General features: G+C 52.1%; 19 protein-coding genes. All 19 read right to left on the reverse strand.

All coding sequences use genetic code 11. The annotated features are described in order from the left end of the window. Positions 1–183 precede the first annotated feature (183 nt). Positions 184–1,308, reverse strand: a complete 1,125-nt coding sequence (locus DBR37_RS02820; protein WP_124572775.1) for a PepSY domain-containing protein — start codon at positions 1,306–1,308, stop codon at positions 184–186. Positions 1,309–1,375: 67 nt separating this feature from the next. Then, positions 1,376–3,493, reverse strand: a complete 2,118-nt coding sequence (locus tag DBR37_RS02825) for a TonB-dependent siderophore receptor (RefSeq protein WP_124572776.1) — start codon at positions 3,491–3,493, stop codon at positions 1,376–1,378. 211 nt (positions 3,494–3,704) lie between these two features. Continuing rightward, a complete protein-coding gene (locus DBR37_RS02830; RefSeq protein ID WP_124572777.1) occupies positions 3,705–4,514 on the reverse strand; it encodes a polyphosphate kinase 2 family protein in 810 nt (269 codons plus the stop codon). 11 nt (positions 4,515–4,525) lie between these two features. After that, positions 4,526–4,969 carry a CoA-binding protein gene (locus tag DBR37_RS02835; protein WP_124572778.1) on the reverse strand — a complete coding sequence of 148 codons (444 nt, stop codon included), beginning with the start codon at positions 4,967–4,969 and terminating at the stop codon, positions 4,526–4,528. Positions 4,970–5,036: 67 nt separating this feature from the next. Then, positions 5,037–5,459, reverse strand: a complete 423-nt coding sequence (locus tag DBR37_RS02840) for a F0F1 ATP synthase subunit epsilon (RefSeq protein ID WP_012081462.1) — start codon at positions 5,457–5,459, stop codon at positions 5,037–5,039. A gap of 97 nt (positions 5,460–5,556) precedes the next feature. Further along, complete coding sequence (atpD, locus tag DBR37_RS02845) at positions 5,557–6,957, reverse strand: F0F1 ATP synthase subunit beta (RefSeq protein WP_124572779.1); 1,401 nt, start codon at positions 6,955–6,957, stop codon at positions 5,557–5,559. A 76-nt stretch (positions 6,958–7,033) separates the two neighbouring features. After that, on the reverse strand, positions 7,034–7,903 hold the full coding sequence (atpG, locus tag DBR37_RS02850; RefSeq protein ID WP_124572780.1) for a F0F1 ATP synthase subunit gamma: 870 nt from the start codon (positions 7,901–7,903) through the stop codon (positions 7,034–7,036). Positions 7,904–7,930: 27 nt separating this feature from the next. After that, entirely contained in the window at positions 7,931–9,466 is a 1,536-nt protein-coding gene (gene atpA, locus DBR37_RS02855; RefSeq protein ID WP_124572781.1) for a F0F1 ATP synthase subunit alpha, read from the reverse strand. Between the two features lie 51 nt (positions 9,467–9,517). Next, on the reverse strand, positions 9,518–10,051 hold the full coding sequence (locus tag DBR37_RS02860) for a F0F1 ATP synthase subunit delta (RefSeq protein WP_124572782.1): 534 nt from the start codon (positions 10,049–10,051) through the stop codon (positions 9,518–9,520). Positions 10,052–10,053: 2 nt separating this feature from the next. Next, a complete protein-coding gene (locus DBR37_RS02865; RefSeq protein ID WP_124572783.1) occupies positions 10,054–10,524 on the reverse strand; it encodes a F0F1 ATP synthase subunit B in 471 nt (156 codons plus the stop codon). Positions 10,525–10,592: 68 nt separating this feature from the next. Then, the gene (atpE, locus tag DBR37_RS02870) at positions 10,593–10,838 is read right to left on the reverse strand and encodes a F0F1 ATP synthase subunit C (RefSeq protein ID WP_011872763.1); all 246 of its coding nucleotides are present in this window, start codon (positions 10,836–10,838) and stop codon (positions 10,593–10,595) included. A gap of 72 nt (positions 10,839–10,910) precedes the next feature. Then, the gene (gene atpB / locus DBR37_RS02875; RefSeq protein WP_124572784.1) at positions 10,911–11,732 is read right to left on the reverse strand and encodes a F0F1 ATP synthase subunit A; all 822 of its coding nucleotides are present in this window, start codon (positions 11,730–11,732) and stop codon (positions 10,911–10,913) included. Between the two features lies 1 nt (position 11,733). Next, positions 11,734–12,072, reverse strand: a complete 339-nt coding sequence (locus DBR37_RS02880; protein WP_012081469.1) for an ATP synthase subunit I — start codon at positions 12,070–12,072, stop codon at positions 11,734–11,736. 337 nt (positions 12,073–12,409) lie between these two features. Continuing rightward, on the reverse strand, positions 12,410–13,309 hold the full coding sequence (locus DBR37_RS02885; RefSeq protein WP_124572785.1) for a ParB/RepB/Spo0J family partition protein: 900 nt from the start codon (positions 13,307–13,309) through the stop codon (positions 12,410–12,412). A gap of 65 nt (positions 13,310–13,374) precedes the next feature. Further along, entirely contained in the window at positions 13,375–14,145 is a 771-nt protein-coding gene (locus DBR37_RS02890; protein WP_124572786.1) for a ParA family protein, read from the reverse strand. Between the two features lie 64 nt (positions 14,146–14,209). Next, a complete protein-coding gene (locus DBR37_RS02895) occupies positions 14,210–14,758 on the reverse strand; it encodes a lipocalin family protein (protein WP_124572787.1) in 549 nt (182 codons plus the stop codon). After that, positions 14,755–15,417 carry a 16S rRNA (guanine(527)-N(7))-methyltransferase RsmG gene (gene rsmG, locus DBR37_RS02900; protein WP_124572788.1) on the reverse strand — a complete coding sequence of 221 codons (663 nt, stop codon included), beginning with the start codon at positions 15,415–15,417 and terminating at the stop codon, positions 14,755–14,757. Before rsmG ends, DBR37_RS02895 begins: the two co-directional genes overlap by 4 nt. Further along, positions 15,414–17,351, reverse strand: a complete 1,938-nt coding sequence (gene mnmG, locus DBR37_RS02905; protein ID WP_124572789.1) for a tRNA uridine-5-carboxymethylaminomethyl(34) synthesis enzyme MnmG — start codon at positions 17,349–17,351, stop codon at positions 15,414–15,416. The genes rsmG and mnmG overlap by 4 nt, the downstream gene beginning before the upstream one ends. A 165-nt stretch (positions 17,352–17,516) precedes the next feature. Then, positions 17,517–18,278, reverse strand: a complete 762-nt coding sequence (locus DBR37_RS02910; protein ID WP_124572790.1) for a TSUP family transporter — start codon at positions 18,276–18,278, stop codon at positions 17,517–17,519. Between the last annotated feature and the right edge of the window lie 32 nt (positions 18,279–18,310).

The raw sequence follows: 18,310 nt of genomic DNA on the forward strand, positions 1-18,310 counted from the left end.
CTGCAGCCGGTGCGACAACAACTCGTCGGAGGCATGAATCAGATGGCTGGCAGTCGATGAACATCGGCTTGGAGTGAATGATAATAATTCGTATTACTAACATCAATGAAATCCAGCGGATTTGTCTGAAATTGTTACTTTCTGTTGCAAAAGGTGGTTAAGAAAACGTTAAGAAAAAGTTGCTCAGCGACGCCGGCGCCACCACAACCAAATTCCGGTCACTCCGAGCATGCCCAAACCGAGTCCGCTCAGGAAGGTCAAAGCCTCCAGAGTGATGCCACCCAGCTCACCGGTATGCAATGGGTACACAAACGAAAATGCGCGCGCACCTGGATCGAGCTGATCCCAACGATACGCGGCCAGCACTTCTCCGGTTTTTGGATGCATGTAAACAGACGTCAATCCATTCGGATGCGGATCATCTGCCAAAAGCAGGCGCAGACGTATAGGCTGATTAGCCTTGGCCGGTAGCTGTACATAGGTGACAGGATCCGTAGGAAACACCGCATGTCCACGCGCGACCAGTTGATCCAGTGTGACGGTGGCCGGCTGCGCCAGTTCTTCTTTCGATAGCACCGGCGGTTTGACGGCCGCACTACCGCTCAGTGTAGTGACAAACTGACCGAGCGGCCGCCATGCCATATACGCACCAGTAGCAACCGATACAGCGATCAATAAGCCGAGCACCGCTCCGCCTATCCTATGCATATCAAACAGACCGCGCAGCAAACCTTTACCGAGTTCTATCTTTAGCGAAGGCGGCCAACGCTTGGGCCACCATAGCACCAGACCACTAATCAGCAAGACAAGATATGCGAGTGCGATCCAGGCCAGGATCGCTTTGCCGGTATCTTTGAGCAGCAAGGCACTATGCAACTTGAACGCAAAGTTCACGAAGCCGTCGTACTCACCGCGGCGGCCCTGTTCATGGCCGGTTACAGGATTCAGATACACCGTGCCACTCCACGGCTCACCACGCACGATTACCCAGTAGGTATCACCCGCTACGCGCGGCGGACGCAGCGTGAAATTGCTCTTGGTTCCGAACTCGGTGATTAACTGCTTGCGTATCGCTTCCAGCGTCACCGTTGGTGCAACTGCTGAACCCGTGATTGCATCCGCTTTGAAAAATTCCGGATGCGCCCATTTATCCAACGGCTGCGCGAGTATCAATATCGCGCCCAGCACACCTACTACAGCCAGTATCCAGCCGACGCTCAGTGCCAGCCATCGATGGACTTTTACCCAGATGCGGCGCATGTTGACGACGCGGGTTGTGGTTGGCTGCGATGGAAAAGAAGTAAGCATATTAAATGACAAGGCCGGTCAGTATGACCGGCCGTTTGTTAAAGGGCTTGCGACAACATACTATGCATCAGAATGCGTAACGCGCCTGAATATAAGCCATACGCGGTGCGCCGACCAGCTTCCCTCTATTACCGTCAGTAGTACGAGTAAAGTAACGCTCGTCAGTCAAATTGTTGACCCCGGCAAGAATTTCCAATCCTTTTTGCTTCGGTACTTTCCAGTTGACCTGTGCATTCCACAAACGGAACCCCGGAATGACTCCATTGCTACCATCGGCACTTTCAGCGACAGTATTTTTTTCATCAGCAAATTGTTTGCTTTGGTGTGTACTTGAAAGGTTCAGCCCCCAATTTCCAACGTTATAACGTACGCCAACTGTGTCGGTATTGCGTGCGTAAAAAGGCACATCATTACCCGCTGTTATACCCGACTCCAGCGTGGCGCGAGTATATGTATAGTTGATGTAGGCGTTCAGTCCCGCAAAAGGCCCGGTCCTATCAAAGGTGTAGTCAAACGCCGTTTCCACACCATTGTGTGTGGTTTTTCCTAGATTGTAGTAAGACAATGACGTGCCACTACCAACTGACTGAATCTGATTGTCGAAGCGAATATTAAATGCAGTCAATTCAGCCGAAAAACTTTTGTTTTGCCACCGCACGCCCGCCTCTGTTGTCCTAGCCAATTCAGGTTTCAACGGGGTGGTCGGTGCCACAGGTGCCGCCAGCTGGAAGTTCTGAATCGTTCCAAATGAGGTACCGTAGTTAGCGAACAAGGTTATGTCCTGAGTTAGAAGATAAGCTATGTTCAACGATGGTAAGGGCTCATTGTTAGTGATCTCGGGACTCTTACCTGTCGTGCGATCGGTACTGACAGATTTTATGCGCTCAAAGCGAATCCCTGGCGTAATACGCCAGGCACCGAAAGCGATCTTGTCATCGATATATATTGCATGCGCGTCGGTCGAGTTATCGACTGTCGTCTGCGCTGTAGCAACGCCTGTCGCAATTTTTTCACTGAACTTGTTGTCATCCCCACGTTCACGTATGTAGCGATAACCGACAGTCACATCATTTGTTGTACTTCCGATGTTAAAGCGCTGTGTATAACGCGGCTCTATTCCCAATGTTTGATAGCTACGCGGCTGATGATCGATATCCGTTTTATTCGTATTGTTGAATAAGGTACTTTGGCGATTACTCTCGTTGTAATAGGTTCGAATCTCAAATTCCTGCGTGTCAGAAATAGAGTTGATATACCCAATATCAAAAGCAGTACGATCACCACTCCAGAAATCCGTAGGACGCGTATTCTGGAATGGATTCGCATTGTACTGCGCGGTCGTCAAACCACCTGGCGTCCGCGAAGTAACATCGTAATAGGAAAATTTACCGTAGATTTCAGAGGTGGGACTCAGTTCATATCGGAACTTCAGTGCGAGATCATTGACCTTTTCATCGCTGCCCACACGCCAATCGCTGCCACTCATGCCCGAGTACAACACCGCAAAACCAAAGCCGTTATCCAGTTGTTTGCCCGCAAATGCACTGTATTGAGTATTGCTGCCACCCTTGCTGTAGCCATTCTGACGTACTGATACGTCTCCAACTGCGTCGCTACCCGTCGGAATTGAACGTGTTTTGAAATTGATGATGCCGCCGACGTTTTGCGGTCCGTAGCGTACTGCACCGCCACCACGCACCACATCTATCGATTCAATGTTGTTCAAGCTAACGGGTGCAAACGACAACTGCGGTTGACCATAAGGAGCAACGGCCATAGGAATACCGTCAAGCAAGACCGTCGAACGGGGCGAGTAACGACCTGCCAGACCCCGCACGCCGATATTAAGTGAAACTGCACTGCCCGCACTGCCTGAGTTATCGGTACTTTGGACACCGGGAATACGACGCATCACATCACTGATACTCGCTGCACCGGAGTTCTCTATCTCTTCTTTTTTTACCACTGTGCGTGCACCGGCGTAGCGCTTCACACTGTTTTGTAAACCTGTGCCGAGCAAATCTCCGCTCACCTGGATAGCCTCCAGCGTAGTTGGTTCATCTGCTTTGCCAGTCGCTTGCTGCGCATGTGATAAAGCCGGGAACGCCATCATGGCGACAGAAACTGCTGCTGAACACTTCAGCTTGCGCAGCGAGTTTGATTTGCGGCTTTGAATAGTAGCCATAGATAATTCTCCGTTTCGATAGGTACGCACTGGCTGATCTGCTGACAGCGCGACGTGGTCGGCGGGGAGAGAATGGCTGGCGGGGACAGGGACAAATCAGACAGATTTGTCTGGTGAGGCAATGATAATGATTCGCGTTTTAATGGTCAACGCATACCTATCGCATTGTTGCTTTTTGGGTGGCGCAAATGAACGGATTTGCGCCATCTTTTTAAATTACTTTCAACTTTGAAAACGCAGGATTCCCCGGTGGAAATTCCGGTTTCAATTTCGTCAGTTTATCCAGCACGATGCTGCTGATGACCAGGTTGCGATGCGTCTTGGAATCTGCCGGCACGACATACCACGGCGCATGATCGGCATCCGTCTCGCGTATGACTTCTTCGTATTGCGCCTGATAAGCGGTCCAGGATTTACGTTCTTCCAGATCGGCCGGATCAAACTTCCAGTGCTTGTTCGGATCGGCGATACGCTCTTCCAGACGCTTCTTTTGTTCGTCACTGGAGATGTGCAGGAAGAACTTGAGGATGACAGTTCCGTTCTCCGCCAGCATGCGTTCGAAGTCACGAATATGTTGGTAACGACGTTTGCATTCCTTGTCATCTATCCAGTCGTGTACACGTGTAATCAACACGTCTTCATAGTGACTGCGATTGAAGATGGTGAACTCGCCCTGTGAAGGCACCTGCTTGTGTATGCGCCACAGAAAGTCATGCGCCTTCTCTTCCGTACTCGGCGCCTTGAATGCAACGCTGCTGACGCCCAGCGGATCTATCTTGCCGAATACGCCGCGTACGGTACCGTCCTTGCCCGAGGTATCCATGCCTTGCAGAACGATCAGTATCTTATGCTTGCGTTCGGCATAGAGGACTTCCTGCAACTCAGCGATCTGCAGCGCCTGTTGCTCGACCAGTAATTTGTCCTGCTCCTTGTCGCCACTGGATAAAGGCTTCTCTCCTGCAGCGGCATCTGCGACCTTTTGCTTTTTGTCGGCGCGGAATGATTGCGAGTTGCTGGCCATCTTTACCTCCCTTATGCTTGCTGGGCACGCCATCTGGCGTGATCGACTTTGGTACAACGATCTGCCACCACATCGAGTCCTGCTGCACGTGCTTTGTTGGTCGCCGCTTCGTTGATGATGCCCATCTGCAGCCAGAAGGCGCGTGCCTTGATGGCGATCGCTTCATCTGCGATCGGCTCGACCAGTTCCGACTTGCGGAAGACGTCTACCAGGTCGATCCGGATCTGCTGCTCAGCCAGCGCTGCAGCAGCCTGCGTCAACGTCGCATAGCAATGTTCGCCGAGGATGTGCGTACCCGCACTGACCGGATTGACCGGAATAATGCGATAACCATGACTCTGCAAATACTTCGCCACGTAGTGACTGGGACGATCTGGTTTGGGTGAGATGCCGACCACCGCGATGACGCGTGATTCAGCGAGTATTTTGTCAGCTATCTGGAGATCATTAGTCATAGATTCTTTTTTCCAAAAACAAAAAGGGCAGCCTGAGCTGCCCTTTATTGTATGCGGGATTTGAAGATTAGCGTTTTTGACGCAATCTTTGGATCGCCGCCAACTGTGCAATTGCGCTGGCCAATTCAGCCTGTGCTTGTGCGTAGTCGATTTTCGATTCTTTATTGACCAGTGCTTCTTCGGCCAATTGTTTAGCTTCCGCTGCCTTCGCTTCATCCAGGTCGCCACCACGAATCGCGGTGTCAGCCAAAACCGTAACTACATGCGGTTGTACTTCCAGGATACCGCCTGCTACGAAGACAAATTCATCTTCAGCCTGGCCTGTAACCTTGATGCGTACCGCACCTGGTCGGATGCGTGTAATCAAAGGCGTATGTCCCGGCAAAATCCCGAGCTCGCCCGATTCACCCGGCAGCGCGACAAATTCTGCCTCGCCGGAGAAGATTTCTTCTTCGGCTGAGACGACGTCTACGCGCATAGTATGTGCCATGTTAGAACCTTATTCATTCGTTCAAAGATCGATACAGGATCGATACGAACTTGCCGCTAACGCACTGTTATTACACAGCGTGTTAGCGGCTCAACGATTAGTTGAGTTTTTTCGCTTTTTCGATTGCTTCTTCGATGGTACCTACCATGTAGAACGCTTGTTCTGGCAGGTGATCGAGTTCGCCCGATGCGATCATTTTGAAGCCCTTGATCGTATCTTTCAGCGAAACGTATTTACCAGGCGCGCCGGTAAATACTTCAGCAACGTGGAACGGCTGCGACAGGAAACGTTGCATCTTACGTGCACGTGCGACCAGCAGTTTGTCTTCCGGTGCCAGTTCGTCCATACCCAGAATCGCGATAATGTCGCGCAATTCTTTGTAGCGTTGCAATGTACCTTGAACAGCGCGTGCGGTGTCGTAGTGATCTTGACCAACGACCAGTGGATCCAATTGACGCGATGTCGAATCGAGTGGATCAACCGCAGGGTAAATACCAAGCGATGCGATGTCACGCGACAGAACGACGGTGGAGTCCAAGTGAGCAAACGTGGTTGCTGGCGATGGATCGGTCAAGTCATCCGCTGGAACATAAACGGCTTGGATCGATGTAATCGAACCGGTTTTGGTCGATGTAATACGCTCTTGCAGACGGCCCATTTCTTCAGCCAGTGTAGGTTGATAACCCACAGCGGAAGGCATACGACCCAGCAACGCGGATACTTCGGTACCAGCCAGTGTGAAGCGATAGATGTTATCGACGAAGAACAACACGTCTTTACCTTCGTCACGGAACGCTTCAGCCATGGTCAGACCGGTCAACGCAACGCGCAGACGGTTACCTGGTGGTTCATTCATCTGACCGTAGACCATTGCTACTTTCGAGTTGGCTGGGTTTTCCAGATCAACTACTTTCGCGTCAGCCATCTCGTGGTAGAAGTCATTACCTTCACGAGTACGTTCACCAACACCAGCAAACACGGACAAGCCGCTGTGTGCTTTAGCGATGTTGTTAATCAGTTCCATCATGTTCACGGTTTTACCAACACCCGCACCACCGAACAGACCGACTTTACCGCCTTTTGCGAACGGGCAAACCAAGTCAATAACCTTGATACCTGTTTCCAGCAAATCCTGCGACGGCGACAATTCGTCGTACGCTGGTGCTTTACGGTGAATCGATGCTGTGCGCTCATTGCTCACAGGACCGCATTCGTCGATCGGGTTACCCAACACGTCCATAATACGACCCAGTGTGGCCGTACCGACTGGTACTGTGATTGGATTGCCGGTGTTTTGAATGATCATGCCGCGACGCAAACCGTCGGATGTACCGAGCGCAATGGTACGAACAATACCGTCACCCAACTGTTGCTGAACTTCCAGCGTCAGATCGGAACCTGCCATCTTCAAGGCATCGTAAATCTTAGGCATCGCATTGCGGGGAAATTCAACGTCCACCACCGCGCCGATACACTGAACGATTTTGCCATCAGCCATTTTCGTTCCTTCAATATATAAAATTTAAAATCTGGTTGTTGAGGACAGCGCATTTCTACGCTGTCCCGCAATCGAATTAAACCGCAGCCGCTCCGGCAACGATCTCGGAAAGTTCTTTCGTAATCGCTGCTTGACGCGTCTTGTTATAGACCAGCTTCAATTCGCTAATCACGCTACCGGCGTTGTCGCTAGCCGATTTCATCGCCACCATACGAGCCGATTGCTCGGACGCGAGGTTTTCAGCAACAGCCTGGAAAATCAGCGCTTCAACGTAACGCACCAACAATTCGTCAATCACGGTTTGTGCATCAGGTTCGTAGATGTAATCCCATGCCAGCGAATCTTCATCTGCCTTCAGCTTGTCAGTTGCCAATGGCAGCAATTGCTCCATCATTGGCTCTTGTTTCATCGTGTTGATGAATTTGGTGTAGACGACGTAAACCGCGTCCAGCTTGCCATCCTGATACGCATCAAGCATCACCTTGACTGGACCAATCAACTTGTCCAGGTGCGGGGTGTCGCCGATTTGTACCGCATGCGACACGACACGCGCGCCGATACGATTCAGGAAGCCCAAACCTTTGTTACCGATTGCAACTGCTTCGACCTTCTTGCCTTCTGCTTCCAACTCGCGCAGTTTGGTGGTCACGATACGCAAGGAGTTTGTGTTCATACCGCCGCACAAACCCTTGTCAGTCGTAACGATGATGAAGCCGACTGTCTTCGACGCATCCGACTTCACCAGAAACGGATGCGTATATTCCGGATTGGCTTGCGACAGATTCGCAGCGATATTGCGAATCTTGTCGCTGTAAGGACGTGCCGCATGCATCCGGTCTTGCGCTTTACGCATTTTGGATGCAGCGACCATTTCCATCGCCTTGGTGATCTTCTTCGTATTTTCTACGCTCTTGATCTTGCCACGTATCTCTTTGCCTGAAGCCATGAGTTGTTACTCCTTATAGCCCCAGAATCAGAACGATTTTTTGAAATCAGCAATCGCAGCAGCCAATACAGCTTCGTCGTCTTTCTCGAGCTTTTTGGTGTCTTCGATTTTTTGCAGCAATGCTGCGTGGCTGGACTTCATGAAACCGTGCAGACCCGATTCAAACGCGAGTACTTTCTTGACTTCGAGGTCATCGAAATAACCTTTGTTGACCGCGAACAGCGAAACCGCCATCAACGAAGTCGACAATGGTGCGTACTGAGCTTGTTTCAACAATTCTGTAACGCGTGCACCGCGGTCCAGTTGTTTACGTGTCGAAGCATCGAGGTCCGAAGCGAACTGCGCAAACGCTGCCAATTCACGGTATTGCGCCAAGTCGGTACGAATACCGCCGGACAAGCCCTTGATGACTTTAGTTTGAGCTGCACCACCAACGCGGGAAACCGAGATACCAGCGTTAATCGCTGGACGTACGCCCGAGTTGAACAACGATGTTTCCAGGAAGATCTGACCGTCGGTAATCGAAATTACGTTGGTTGGAACGAATGCGGAAACGTCGCCGGCTTGTGTTTCGATGATAGGCAATGCTGTCAACGAACCGGTTTTGCCTTTAACTGCGCCTTTGGTGAACGCTTCGACGTAGTCGGCGTTAACACGTGCTGCGCGTTCGAGCAAACGGCTGTGGAGATAGAACACGTCGCCAGGGAACGCTTCGCGGCCTGGTGGACGGCGCAACAGCAGGGAAACCTGACGGTACGCAACAGCTTGTTTCGACAAATCGTCATACACGATCAGCGCATCTTCACCGCGGTCGCGGAAGTATTCGCCCATCGCGCAGCCGGAGTAGGCCGACACGAATTGCATCGCAGCGGATTCCGACGCGGTTGCAGCAACCACGATCGTGTATTCCATTGCGCCGTGCTGTTCGAGCGAACGCACGATGTTTTTGATCGACGATGCTTTTTGACCGATCGCAACATAGATACATGTTACGCCCTGGCCTTTTTGATTGATGATGGCATCGATCGCAACAGCTGTTTTACCAGTTTGACGATCGCCAATGATCAATTCACGTTGACCGCGGCCGATAGGTACCATCGCGTCAATAGCCTTGATACCGGTTTGCATCGGTTGATCAACGGATTGACGTGCGATAACGCCTGGAGCGATTTTTTCGATAGGGGTAGTCAGCTTGGTAGTGACAGGACCTTTACCGTCGATTGGTTGACCCAATGCGTTGACCACACGGCCACACAGTTCCGGACCAATCGGCACTTCCAGAATGCGACCGGTACATTTAACGGTATCGCCTTCGGAAATGTGTTCGTATTCACCCAAGATAACGGCACCGACGGAGTCACGCTCCAGGTTCAGCGCGAGGCCGAACGTGTTGCCTGGGAACTCCAGCATCTCGCCTTGCATAACGTCAGACAGACCGTGGATGCGGCAGATACCGTCGGACACGGAAATGACCGTGCCTTGATTGCGAATCTCAGCGTTGTCGCCGAGCCCTTGAATCCGGCTCTTGATCAGTTCGCTGATTTCAGACGGGTTGAGTTGCATATAAACTCCTAAAATTTTTCTCTGTAGCTTAGGCTAGGGGCCCGGCGACGATTACGCAGTCAACGCAACTTGCATCTGTTGCAGTTTCGCGCGCACCGAGGTGTCGAGCACTTCATCACCGACAACGACGCGCACACCACCGATCAATGCGCCATCAACGGCGACTGTCGGGTTGAGCTTGCGGCCGAATTTCTTTTCCAGCGTTGCGACCAGTTCGGTCAACTGCGCTGACGACAGTTCAAACGCGCTGACGATTTCTGCGTCAGCTGCGCCTTCTTGCGCATTTTTCAATGCGTGGAACTGAGTCGCGATTTCCGGCAACAGCGTCAAGCGGTCGTTTTGCACCAGCATGTTGATGAAGTTTTTCGCTTCAGCGCCAACCGGCGATTTGAGCGCCGAAATGAATGTGCTGCCGATCAGTTCATCCGAGGCTTTCGGGTTGTGCGCCAATGCATACACATCGGGATTCGCAGCAACCTGTGCCATTTCGGAGACCAGATTCGACCAGCCGTTCAGATCGGCAGCTTTCGCCACACGGAACAGAGCTTCGGCGTAAGGACGGGCAATCGTTGCGAGTTCGGCCATGATTACAGCTCGGCTTTCAGTTGGTTCAACAGATCAGCGTGAACAGCAGCATTGACTTCGCGCTTCAGGATTTGCTCAGCACCTTTAACTGCCAGGGTAGCAACCTGGTCACGCAATGCTTCGCGTACCTGGGTAACTTGCTGATCTGCATCTGCTTTAGCGGCGGCCAGGATGCGTGCGGCTTCTTCAGCTGCAGTTTTCTTGGCTTCTTCAATAATGCTCAGTCCGCGCTTCTCAGCATCGCTGATACGCTTTTGACCTGCTTCTTGCGCGGAAGCCAGTTCTGCCTGGGCGCGCTTTTCAGCTACTGCCAGATCAGACTTGCCACGTTCGGCTGCTGCCAAACCATCCGCGATCTTCTTGGCGCGCTCATCGAGCGCATTCATCAGTGGCGGCCACACGAATTTCATCGTGAAGCCTGCCAGGATGAAGAAGACCACGAACTGCGCAATCAAAGTTGCATTTAAGTTCATGGTAATTCCTTCTCTAAGTATCGTGTGCCGAAAATATCTTCAGCGTGAGAACCGGTAAAACTACCGAATTACTTAGCGATGAACGGGTTTGCGAATGCGAACAACATAGCGATACCAACACCAATCAGGAACGCAGCATCGATCAGACCAGCCAACAGGAACATTTTGGTTTGCAGTGTGTTCATCAATTCTGGTTGACGAGCAGATGCCTCAAGATATTTGCCACCCATGATAGCGATACCGATACAAGCGCCGATCGCGCCCAGACCAATAATCAAACCACAAGCCAGCGCAACAAATGAGAGGTCAGTCATAACAATTCCTTCAAAGTTAAAGTTAAATCAAAAAATTAAATCAAAAAACCAAAAGCCTAAATACTCAAACCATTAATGCGATTCATGTGCCTGGCCGATGTACACCAGAGTCAGCATCATGAAAATGAACGCCTGCAAGAAGACGATCAGGATGTGGAAGATTGCCCACATCGTACCTGCTACCACATGACCAAAGAAACCGAACGCGGTAGCGGTCGAACCCAGCAATGCAATCAACAGGAATAACAATTCGCCGGCGTACATGTTGCCGAACAACCGCATCGCCAGGGAGACGGTTTTTGCTGCGAATTCGATCATGTTCAACAACAGGTTGAACGGCGCAAGCCAGATACCAAACGGAGCAGCGAACAGTTCGTGTACGAAGCCGCCAGCACCTTTGATTTTGATGTTGTAGAAGATCATCAGCGCGAAAACGCCGAGTGCGATACCCATGGTGCCATTCAGATCGGCAGTAGGAACAACGCGGTGATACGGGAAGATATGATCAATACCGACTGCGTGGAAGAATGCCGAGAACATATCGACAGGCAAGAAATCCAGCGAGTTCATCAGGGCAACCCAGACGAATACGGTCAATGCCAGTGGAGCGATGAAGGTGCGGTCGCCGTGAACGATCGATTTGGCCTGGTTATCAACCATTTCAACGATCATTTCTACAGCTGCCTGGAAACGACCCGGTACGCCGGAGGTCGCTTTACGTGCTGCCAGGTACATGAACAAACAACCAATAACACCGGCAAAAATGGACCAGAAAATCGTGTCCATATTGATGATCGAAAAATCAACGATCTTGTCTTGGTGTTTGGTGGAGAAATGCCCCAGATGGTGGACGATATATTCGGAAGCCGTCGGTGCTGCGTGATCAGTCGCCATGTTAATGCCTAAATAATAAGATTATGTAACTCTTCAGTGCCACGACGAACGCGGCGACTAGCGCCAGCAAATTCAAATCGCGGTACAACCAGACAACCGCACCCAACAAAGCGATCGTCAATGCAATCTTGATAAATTCTCCGATGAAAAAAGTCATCGGATTAACGGATTCGGATTTTTGCGCAGCGGAAAATAGACGTAGCGCAAACAAACCATTCGGCACCACGCAACACAACCCTCCCAACAACGCCGAATACAGCGCAGGCATTCCGGCAATCAAACCGGCAATAATGCTGGCTATTACCGTTGTCGCGAGTTGCAGGAGGACGACGGGCAGCATACTGGTCCAAATGATGCAGTCCTTTGGCGACCCTCACGATCGAGCTACTCGGACTGGAGTGAATACAAACTAAGTCGTGCGTTCCATGAAGCCACGGGATTATAAGGGCTTTCCTTCGCCACCGTCAAACGTTTGCTATGTGAAAAACACGTAGCTACGTTGCAAATTAAGCGTGGCGGATGGAATTATTTGTGTTCTGTCTATACGACAACAGAAATTAGATGTTTAACAAACATTTAACGCGATGTTGCACCCAAACAACGTCGCTGCAGACCAACGGAAACGCAGAATCCACCCGCGTTCCGCTGTCTATAGTCAGCAAACCGGCCGCTCGGGATCAGGCGGTAACGCGCAATTTGGCAATAATGCCGTCCAGCGCATCCAGATCAGCAAAATCAACGATCAACTGGCCCTTGTTCTTTGCGCCCAGCTTGATTTCAACCTTGCTGGCGAGCAAATCTGACAACTCTTCTTCCAGGCGGGTGATATCGCGGGATTTTTCCTTGCCATTGCTGCGCGGTTTGTTGGCGCCGTTCTGTTCCAGCGTCGAACGCACCACCAGTTTTTCCGCTTCGCGTACCGACATGCGTTTGGCAACCACCTGGTTGGCCAGCGTAATCTGCGACGCCGCATCCACCGCCAGCAAGGCGCGCGCGTGGCCCATATCGATATCGCCTGCCATCAGCATGGTTTGTACCGGCTTCGCCAGGTTCAGCAAACGCAACAGGTTGGACACCGCACTGCGTGAACGACCAACCGAGTTAGCCGCCTGCTCATGCGTGAAATTGAAATCGGCGATCAGGCGATGTATGCCCTGCGCTTCTTCCAATGGATTCAAGTCTTCGCGCTGGATGTTTTCAATCAGCGCCATCGCCGCGGTCGCTTCGTCGTCAACTTCCTTGACCAGCACCGGGACTTCGGTCAGGCCTGCCAGTTGCGCTGCGCGGAAGCGACGCTCACCAGCGATGATTTCATAACGTTGACGACCGTTGCCCGACGCAATCGGACGTACCAGAATCGCTTGCAGCAAACCCTGCGCCTTAATCGATGCGGCCAATTCATTCAGCGCACCTTCATCCATGCGCGTACGCGGCTGATATTTACCTGCCTGCATATCGGTGACTTGCAAGACGGATGGCGCACCCGGTAATGCAGCAATCGCTTCATTGAAATCGGAAGCGCCGCCCAGCAATGCTTCCAGACCGCGACCCAAACCCTTTTGTTTTTTCGTGACCATAATTCCCGACTCACATTCTTAGTTCGTTGCAGGCGACGCCGTTAGCGCCCTCGCCCGCTACATATTTATATCGTTTTAATGCGTTCGACCATTTCCGCACCAAAGGCCAGGTAGGCTTGCGCACCCTTGGCCGACGGATCGAAGTTAATACCCGGCATACCATACGATGGCGCTTCCGCCAGACGCACATTGCGCGGGATGATGGTCTTGAATACCTTGTCGCCGAAATGCTGTTCCAGCTGCGACGATACTTGCTGCGATAAAGTCATGCGCGGATCAAACATCACACGCAACAGACCGATGATTTTCAAATCAGTGTTGAGCTTCGCATGAACTTTCTTGATGGTGTTGACCAGATCGGACAAACCTTCGAGTGCATAGTATTCACACTGCATCGGAATGATGACACCGTGTGCCGCACACAAACCATTCAGGGTCAGCATGGATAAAGCCGGCGGGCAATCGATCAGCATGAAGTCGTATTCCGCATCGACCACACCCAGGGCATCCTTCAAACGCTTTTCGCGGTTGTCGAGTTCGACCATTTCGACTTCGGCACCAGCCAGTTCGCGATTGGCCGGCAACACATCAAACCTGCCGGTCTCGGATCTCACGCGTGCGGTCGCTACATCCGCCATGCCGAGCAGGACTTCGTAAATAGACGACTGCAACTCTGCCTTGTTGATCCCTGCGCCCATCGTGGCATTACCTTGCGGATCAAGATCTACCAGCAATACGCGCTGATTCAATTGCGCCAGCCCTGCTGCCAGATTCACTGCTGTGGTGGTCTTACCAACCCCGCCCTTTTGATTCGCAACGCAAAATATTTTTGCCATATTCTCGTTCTAGTTAGTGGTCAAACATTCCTGGATCCATCAAGTACTGCTACTGCAAACTGCTTTACTTGCCTGCACTGTCCTGCCTGGTCTTGACCAGCTTCGCCGTATCAAATCCTTGTGCCGTTACGCGATTCACCAATGCTTCATACGCGGCTTCCGGCACGGTTGGTGTGCGGGACAGCACCCACAGATAATCACGTGTAGGACCACCCACTGCTGCCAGCGTATAAGCCGGATCCAGATCGATGATCCAGTAGTCGGCCCATACATACGGTATCCAGCTTAACCAGTCGGGTGCAAAACGCACCTGCAGTTTGGCGTTGGTACCGGTATCTTCCACACGCGCACGGCCGACAGCTTCATCTATCTTGCCACCCGCTTGCAAGCAACGATTGGTGACATCGATCTCACCATCGGCGCGCTTGTCGTATTGTGCCGTTACATTCGCGATGCAGTCATCCTGAAAGCGATTGGGAAAGCGTGCGATCTCATACCACTTGCCGGTGTAGCGTGCCAGGTCAACACTGACGACGGTACTCACCTGCTGCGCCCATGACGGCGCGCTCAGGGATGCAGCAAATAATGCGGTAGCGATCAGCAGCTTTTTCATGGCACTGTCCTTTTGATGAAGACCAGATGACGTTCCGCCTGCAAAGTCGGTACCTGCAATGCACGCACTTCACTCACTTGCCAGCCCGGCGGCAATCCTGCCACTTCGCTATCCGGTGCCACGCCTTTGAGTGCAATGTATTGCCCGCCTTCTGCCAACAGATGTTCCGACCAATTAACGAAATCAGACAGGTCGGCAAAGGCACGCGAAGTAATCACATCAAACTTTTGCGGCGCCTGCCATTGTTCCACGCGTGCCGTATGCACACTGACATTACTCAGGTTCAGCTCGGCTTTTACTTGCGTCAGGAAGGCGGTTTTTTTATGTACGGTATCTATCATCGAGATACGCATATCGGGCTGCGCTTCCGCCGCCCATATTGCCAACACGATGCCAGGCAAACCACCACCAGCACCGACATCCAGAACATTCTTCGCACCAGTGAAAGCCGATACTGCCGCCAGTGAATCCAGCAAATGCTGAGTCACCATCTGCACCGGATCGCGCACCGCGGTCAGGTTGTAGACCGAATTCCACTTCGCCATCAAGGCCAGGTAATCGATCAGCTTGTTGATTTGCGCTTCACTCAGGTCCAGCGTTAAATCGCGCGCGCCCTGGATCAGCAATACGGTTAATGCGGGACGATCAAATGCCTTCATGCAGCAGCTTCAGAAGTAGGTGGTAATGCGGCGAATTCCTTGAAACCGCCCTTTTTCAAATGTACCAACAGCAAGGAAATCGCAGCTGGCGTCACGCCGGAAATACGTGAAGCCTGGCCCAGGGTTTCCGGTTTGTGCTTGCACAACTTTTGGCGCACTTCAAAGGACAAGCCTTTGACTTCCATGTAATCGAATTCCTGCGGCAGCTTCAGATTCTCATAGTAATCATGACGCTCTACCTCTTTCGCCTGACGATCAATGTAACCGGCGTACTTCAGTTGAATCTCGACCTGCTCGCGCACCGCATCTTCACTCACGCCCGGACCGGCCAGATCTTGCCCGTCCATGCCCTTCAGACTCATCAGCGTTTCATAGCTGACGTTCGGGCGGCGCAACAGGTCAGCGAGCGCATACTCACGCTCTATCCCTTTACCCAGAACACGCTCTGCTTCTGCGGCAGCCAAAATACGCGGGCTGACCCAGGTCGAACGCAGACGTTCCAGCTCACGCGCCACCGCTTCACGCTTGGTTTCAAACACCGCCCATTGCGCATCGCCGACGCAGCCGAGCTTACGTCCGATCTCGGTCAGGCGCATATCGGCATTATCTTCGCGCAAGCTGAGGCGATACTCAGCGCGGCTGGTAAACATACGGTAAGGCTCGAGCACACCCTTGGTAATCAAGTCATCGACCAATACGCCGAGGTAAGCTTCATCACGGCGCGGGGTCCAGGCATCACGCTCCTGTGTTTGCAGGGCGGCATTGATACCAGCCAACATACCTTGTGCCGCGGCTTCTTCGTAACCGGTGGTGCCATTGATTTGTCCGGCAAAGAACAAGCCCTGGATAACCTTGGTTTCCAGCGTCGACTTCAGGCCGCGCGGATCAAAGTAATCGTATTCGATTGCATAACCCGGGCGCAGGATGTGCGCATGCTCGAGACCGCGCATCGATTGCACCAGTGCCAGCTGGATGTCGAATGGCAGGCTGGTCGAGATACCGTTCGGATAGAACTCATTGGTCGTCAGGCCTTCCGGTTCGAGGAAGATCTGATGTGACTCTTTGCCTGCGAAGCGATGTATCTTGTCTTCGATGGATGGGCAATAACGAGGCCCCACCCCTTCGATCACACCTGTGTACATAGGGCTGCGATCCAGTCCGCTGCGTATCAGGTCATGGGTTTTTTCATTGGTATGCGTAATCCAGCAAGGCATTTGCTTCGGATGCATCGCCGCGTTACCCATCACCGAGAATACTGGTACAGGGTCGAGGTCACCCGGTTGTTCCAGCATGACGGAGAAGTCTATCGAACGACCATCGATCCGTGGCGGCGTACCAGTTTTCAGGCGACCTTGCGGCAGCTTCAATTCTTTCAGACGAGCGGACAGCGAGATCGCAGGCGGATCACCGGCACGGCCCGCCGAGTAGTTATTCAAGCCTACGTGTATCTTGCCATCGAGGAAGGTACCGGCCGTCAGTACCACTGCCTTCGCTTCAAACTTGATCCCAACCTGGGTTACCGCACCAACGACGCGATCACCTTCTACCAGCAAATCATCAACCGCTTGCTGGAACAGCCACAAGTTAGGCTGGTTTTCCAGACGCGAACGGATCGCCTGCTTGTACAGGATGCGGTCGGCTTGCGCACGGGTTGCGCGCACTGCCGGCCCTTTGGACGAATTCAGGATGCGGAACTGGATGCCCGCCTCATCGGTGGCTATCGCCATCGCCCCGCCCATCGCATCGACTTCCTTGACCAGATGGCCTTTGCCGATACCACCGATGGATGGATTACAGGACATTTGCCCCAGGGTTTCTATGTTGTGCGAGAGCAAAAGCGTGCTTTGCCCCATGCGAGCAGAAGCCAGCGCGGCCTCCGTTCCGGCATGGCCGCCGCCAACTACGATGACATCAAATTTGGTAGGAAAGATCATGGTGTGCCTCGATGAGACCTTAAGTAAGACCTTAAGCAGAGGCGAGATTATAAGGTCTTTTTGCTTTAATTTCCCCGCAAGGCGAATTTAGCGGAAAATTAAGCCACGTTTTGTTTCACGTGAAACATAAGTTTGCCCGAACGTATCACTTGCTGCACCCCTACCCTAACGAAGGAAGGCATCGTAAATACTTTTCAAAATCAGTACCGACACCACAACCAGGAATATCTTACGCACAAAACCACTGCCATGTCGTATCGCCAGACGTATTCCCAATAAGGAACCCAGCACATTACATACCGCCATCACCGCCGCCAGTTTCCACAACAGTTCCGAGCTATAGCCAAACCAGAGGATGGCGGCAATATTGCAGGCGACATTAACGATCTTGGCTACCGCCGAAGCACCCAGGAAGTCAAAGCCAAAGAAGCGGACAAACAGGAAAACCAGGAAGCTGCCAGTACCCGGACCAAAGAATCCGTCATAGAAACCGATCCCGGCACCAACCAGGATAGCGATGCCCTTCTCTTTTCCACCTACATGCATAGGAGCATGGACGCTACCGAAGTCTTTCTTTTTATAGGTATAAATGGCAACCGCTACCAGGATGAAAGGCAGCAATTTACGCATGAATTCCGAAGGAATCTGCGTCACGGTAAAGGCACCGATGAATGCAAAGGCAAAAGCAGCCATGGCGGCAGGTGCTGCCGTACTCCATTGCAACTTCACTTTACGGGCAAATCCGACCGCCGCGGCACTGGTACCGCAGACACTGGCTAGTTTATTGGTACCCAACAAGGTACCCATGGAAGCATTTGGAAAAGCAGAAAACAAGGCGGGAATCTGGATCAAGCCACCACCACCGACGACTGCGTCTATCATCCCGGCCACAAATGCGGCCGCAGCCAGAAACACATAATCAGTCATGCTTGATCCAAAAATTCATAAACTGCCGAGCG

This window comes from Herminiimonas sp. KBW02 (genome assembly GCF_003852535.1).
GTDB lineage: Bacteria > Pseudomonadota > Gammaproteobacteria > Burkholderiales > Burkholderiaceae_D > Oxalicibacterium.

Coding starts and splice junctions, on each gene's coding strand:
- atpB (WP_124572784.1), bottom strand. CDS start 11,732: ATGGCGACTGATCACGCAGCACCGACGGCTTCCGAATATATCGTCCAC.
- rsmG (WP_124572788.1), bottom strand. CDS start 15,417: ATGAAGGCATTTGATCGTCCCGCATTAACCGTATTGCTGATCCAGGGC.
- DBR37_RS02910 (WP_124572790.1), bottom strand. CDS start 18,278: ATGACTGATTATGTGTTTCTGGCTGCGGCCGCATTTGTGGCCGGGATG.
- DBR37_RS02885 (WP_124572785.1), bottom strand. CDS start 13,309: ATGGTCACGAAAAAACAAAAGGGTTTGGGTCGCGGTCTGGAAGCATTG.
- DBR37_RS02860 (WP_124572782.1), bottom strand. CDS start 10,051: ATGGCCGAACTCGCAACGATTGCCCGTCCTTACGCCGAAGCTCTGTTC.
- DBR37_RS02820 (WP_124572775.1), bottom strand. CDS start 1,308: ATGCTTACTTCTTTTCCATCGCAGCCAACCACAACCCGCGTCGTCAAC.
- DBR37_RS02840 (WP_012081462.1), bottom strand. CDS start 5,459: ATGGCACATACTATGCGCGTAGACGTCGTCTCAGCCGAAGAAGAAATC.
- DBR37_RS02835 (WP_124572778.1), bottom strand. CDS start 4,969: ATGACTAATGATCTCCAGATAGCTGACAAAATACTCGCTGAATCACGC.
- DBR37_RS02825 (WP_124572776.1), bottom strand. CDS start 3,493: ATGGCTACTATTCAAAGCCGCAAATCAAACTCGCTGCGCAAGCTGAAG.
- atpA (WP_124572781.1), bottom strand. CDS start 9,466: ATGCAACTCAACCCGTCTGAAATCAGCGAACTGATCAAGAGCCGGATT.
- DBR37_RS02895 (WP_124572787.1), bottom strand. CDS start 14,758: ATGAAAAAGCTGCTGATCGCTACCGCATTATTTGCTGCATCCCTGAGC.
- DBR37_RS02865 (WP_124572783.1), bottom strand. CDS start 10,524: ATGAACTTAAATGCAACTTTGATTGCGCAGTTCGTGGTCTTCTTCATC.
- atpD (WP_124572779.1), bottom strand. CDS start 6,957: ATGGCTGATGGCAAAATCGTTCAGTGTATCGGCGCGGTGGTGGACGTT.
- DBR37_RS02880 (WP_012081469.1), bottom strand. CDS start 12,072: ATGCTGCCCGTCGTCCTCCTGCAACTCGCGACAACGGTAATAGCCAGC.
- atpE (WP_011872763.1), bottom strand. CDS start 10,838: ATGACTGACCTCTCATTTGTTGCGCTGGCTTGTGGTTTGATTATTGGT.
- DBR37_RS02830 (WP_124572777.1), bottom strand. CDS start 4,514: ATGGCCAGCAACTCGCAATCATTCCGCGCCGACAAAAAGCAAAAGGTC.
- DBR37_RS02890 (WP_124572786.1), bottom strand. CDS start 14,145: ATGGCAAAAATATTTTGCGTTGCGAATCAAAAGGGCGGGGTTGGTAAG.
- mnmG (WP_124572789.1), bottom strand. CDS start 17,351: ATGATCTTTCCTACCAAATTTGATGTCATCGTAGTTGGCGGCGGCCAT.
- atpG (WP_124572780.1), bottom strand. CDS start 7,903: ATGGCTTCAGGCAAAGAGATACGTGGCAAGATCAAGAGCGTAGAAAAT.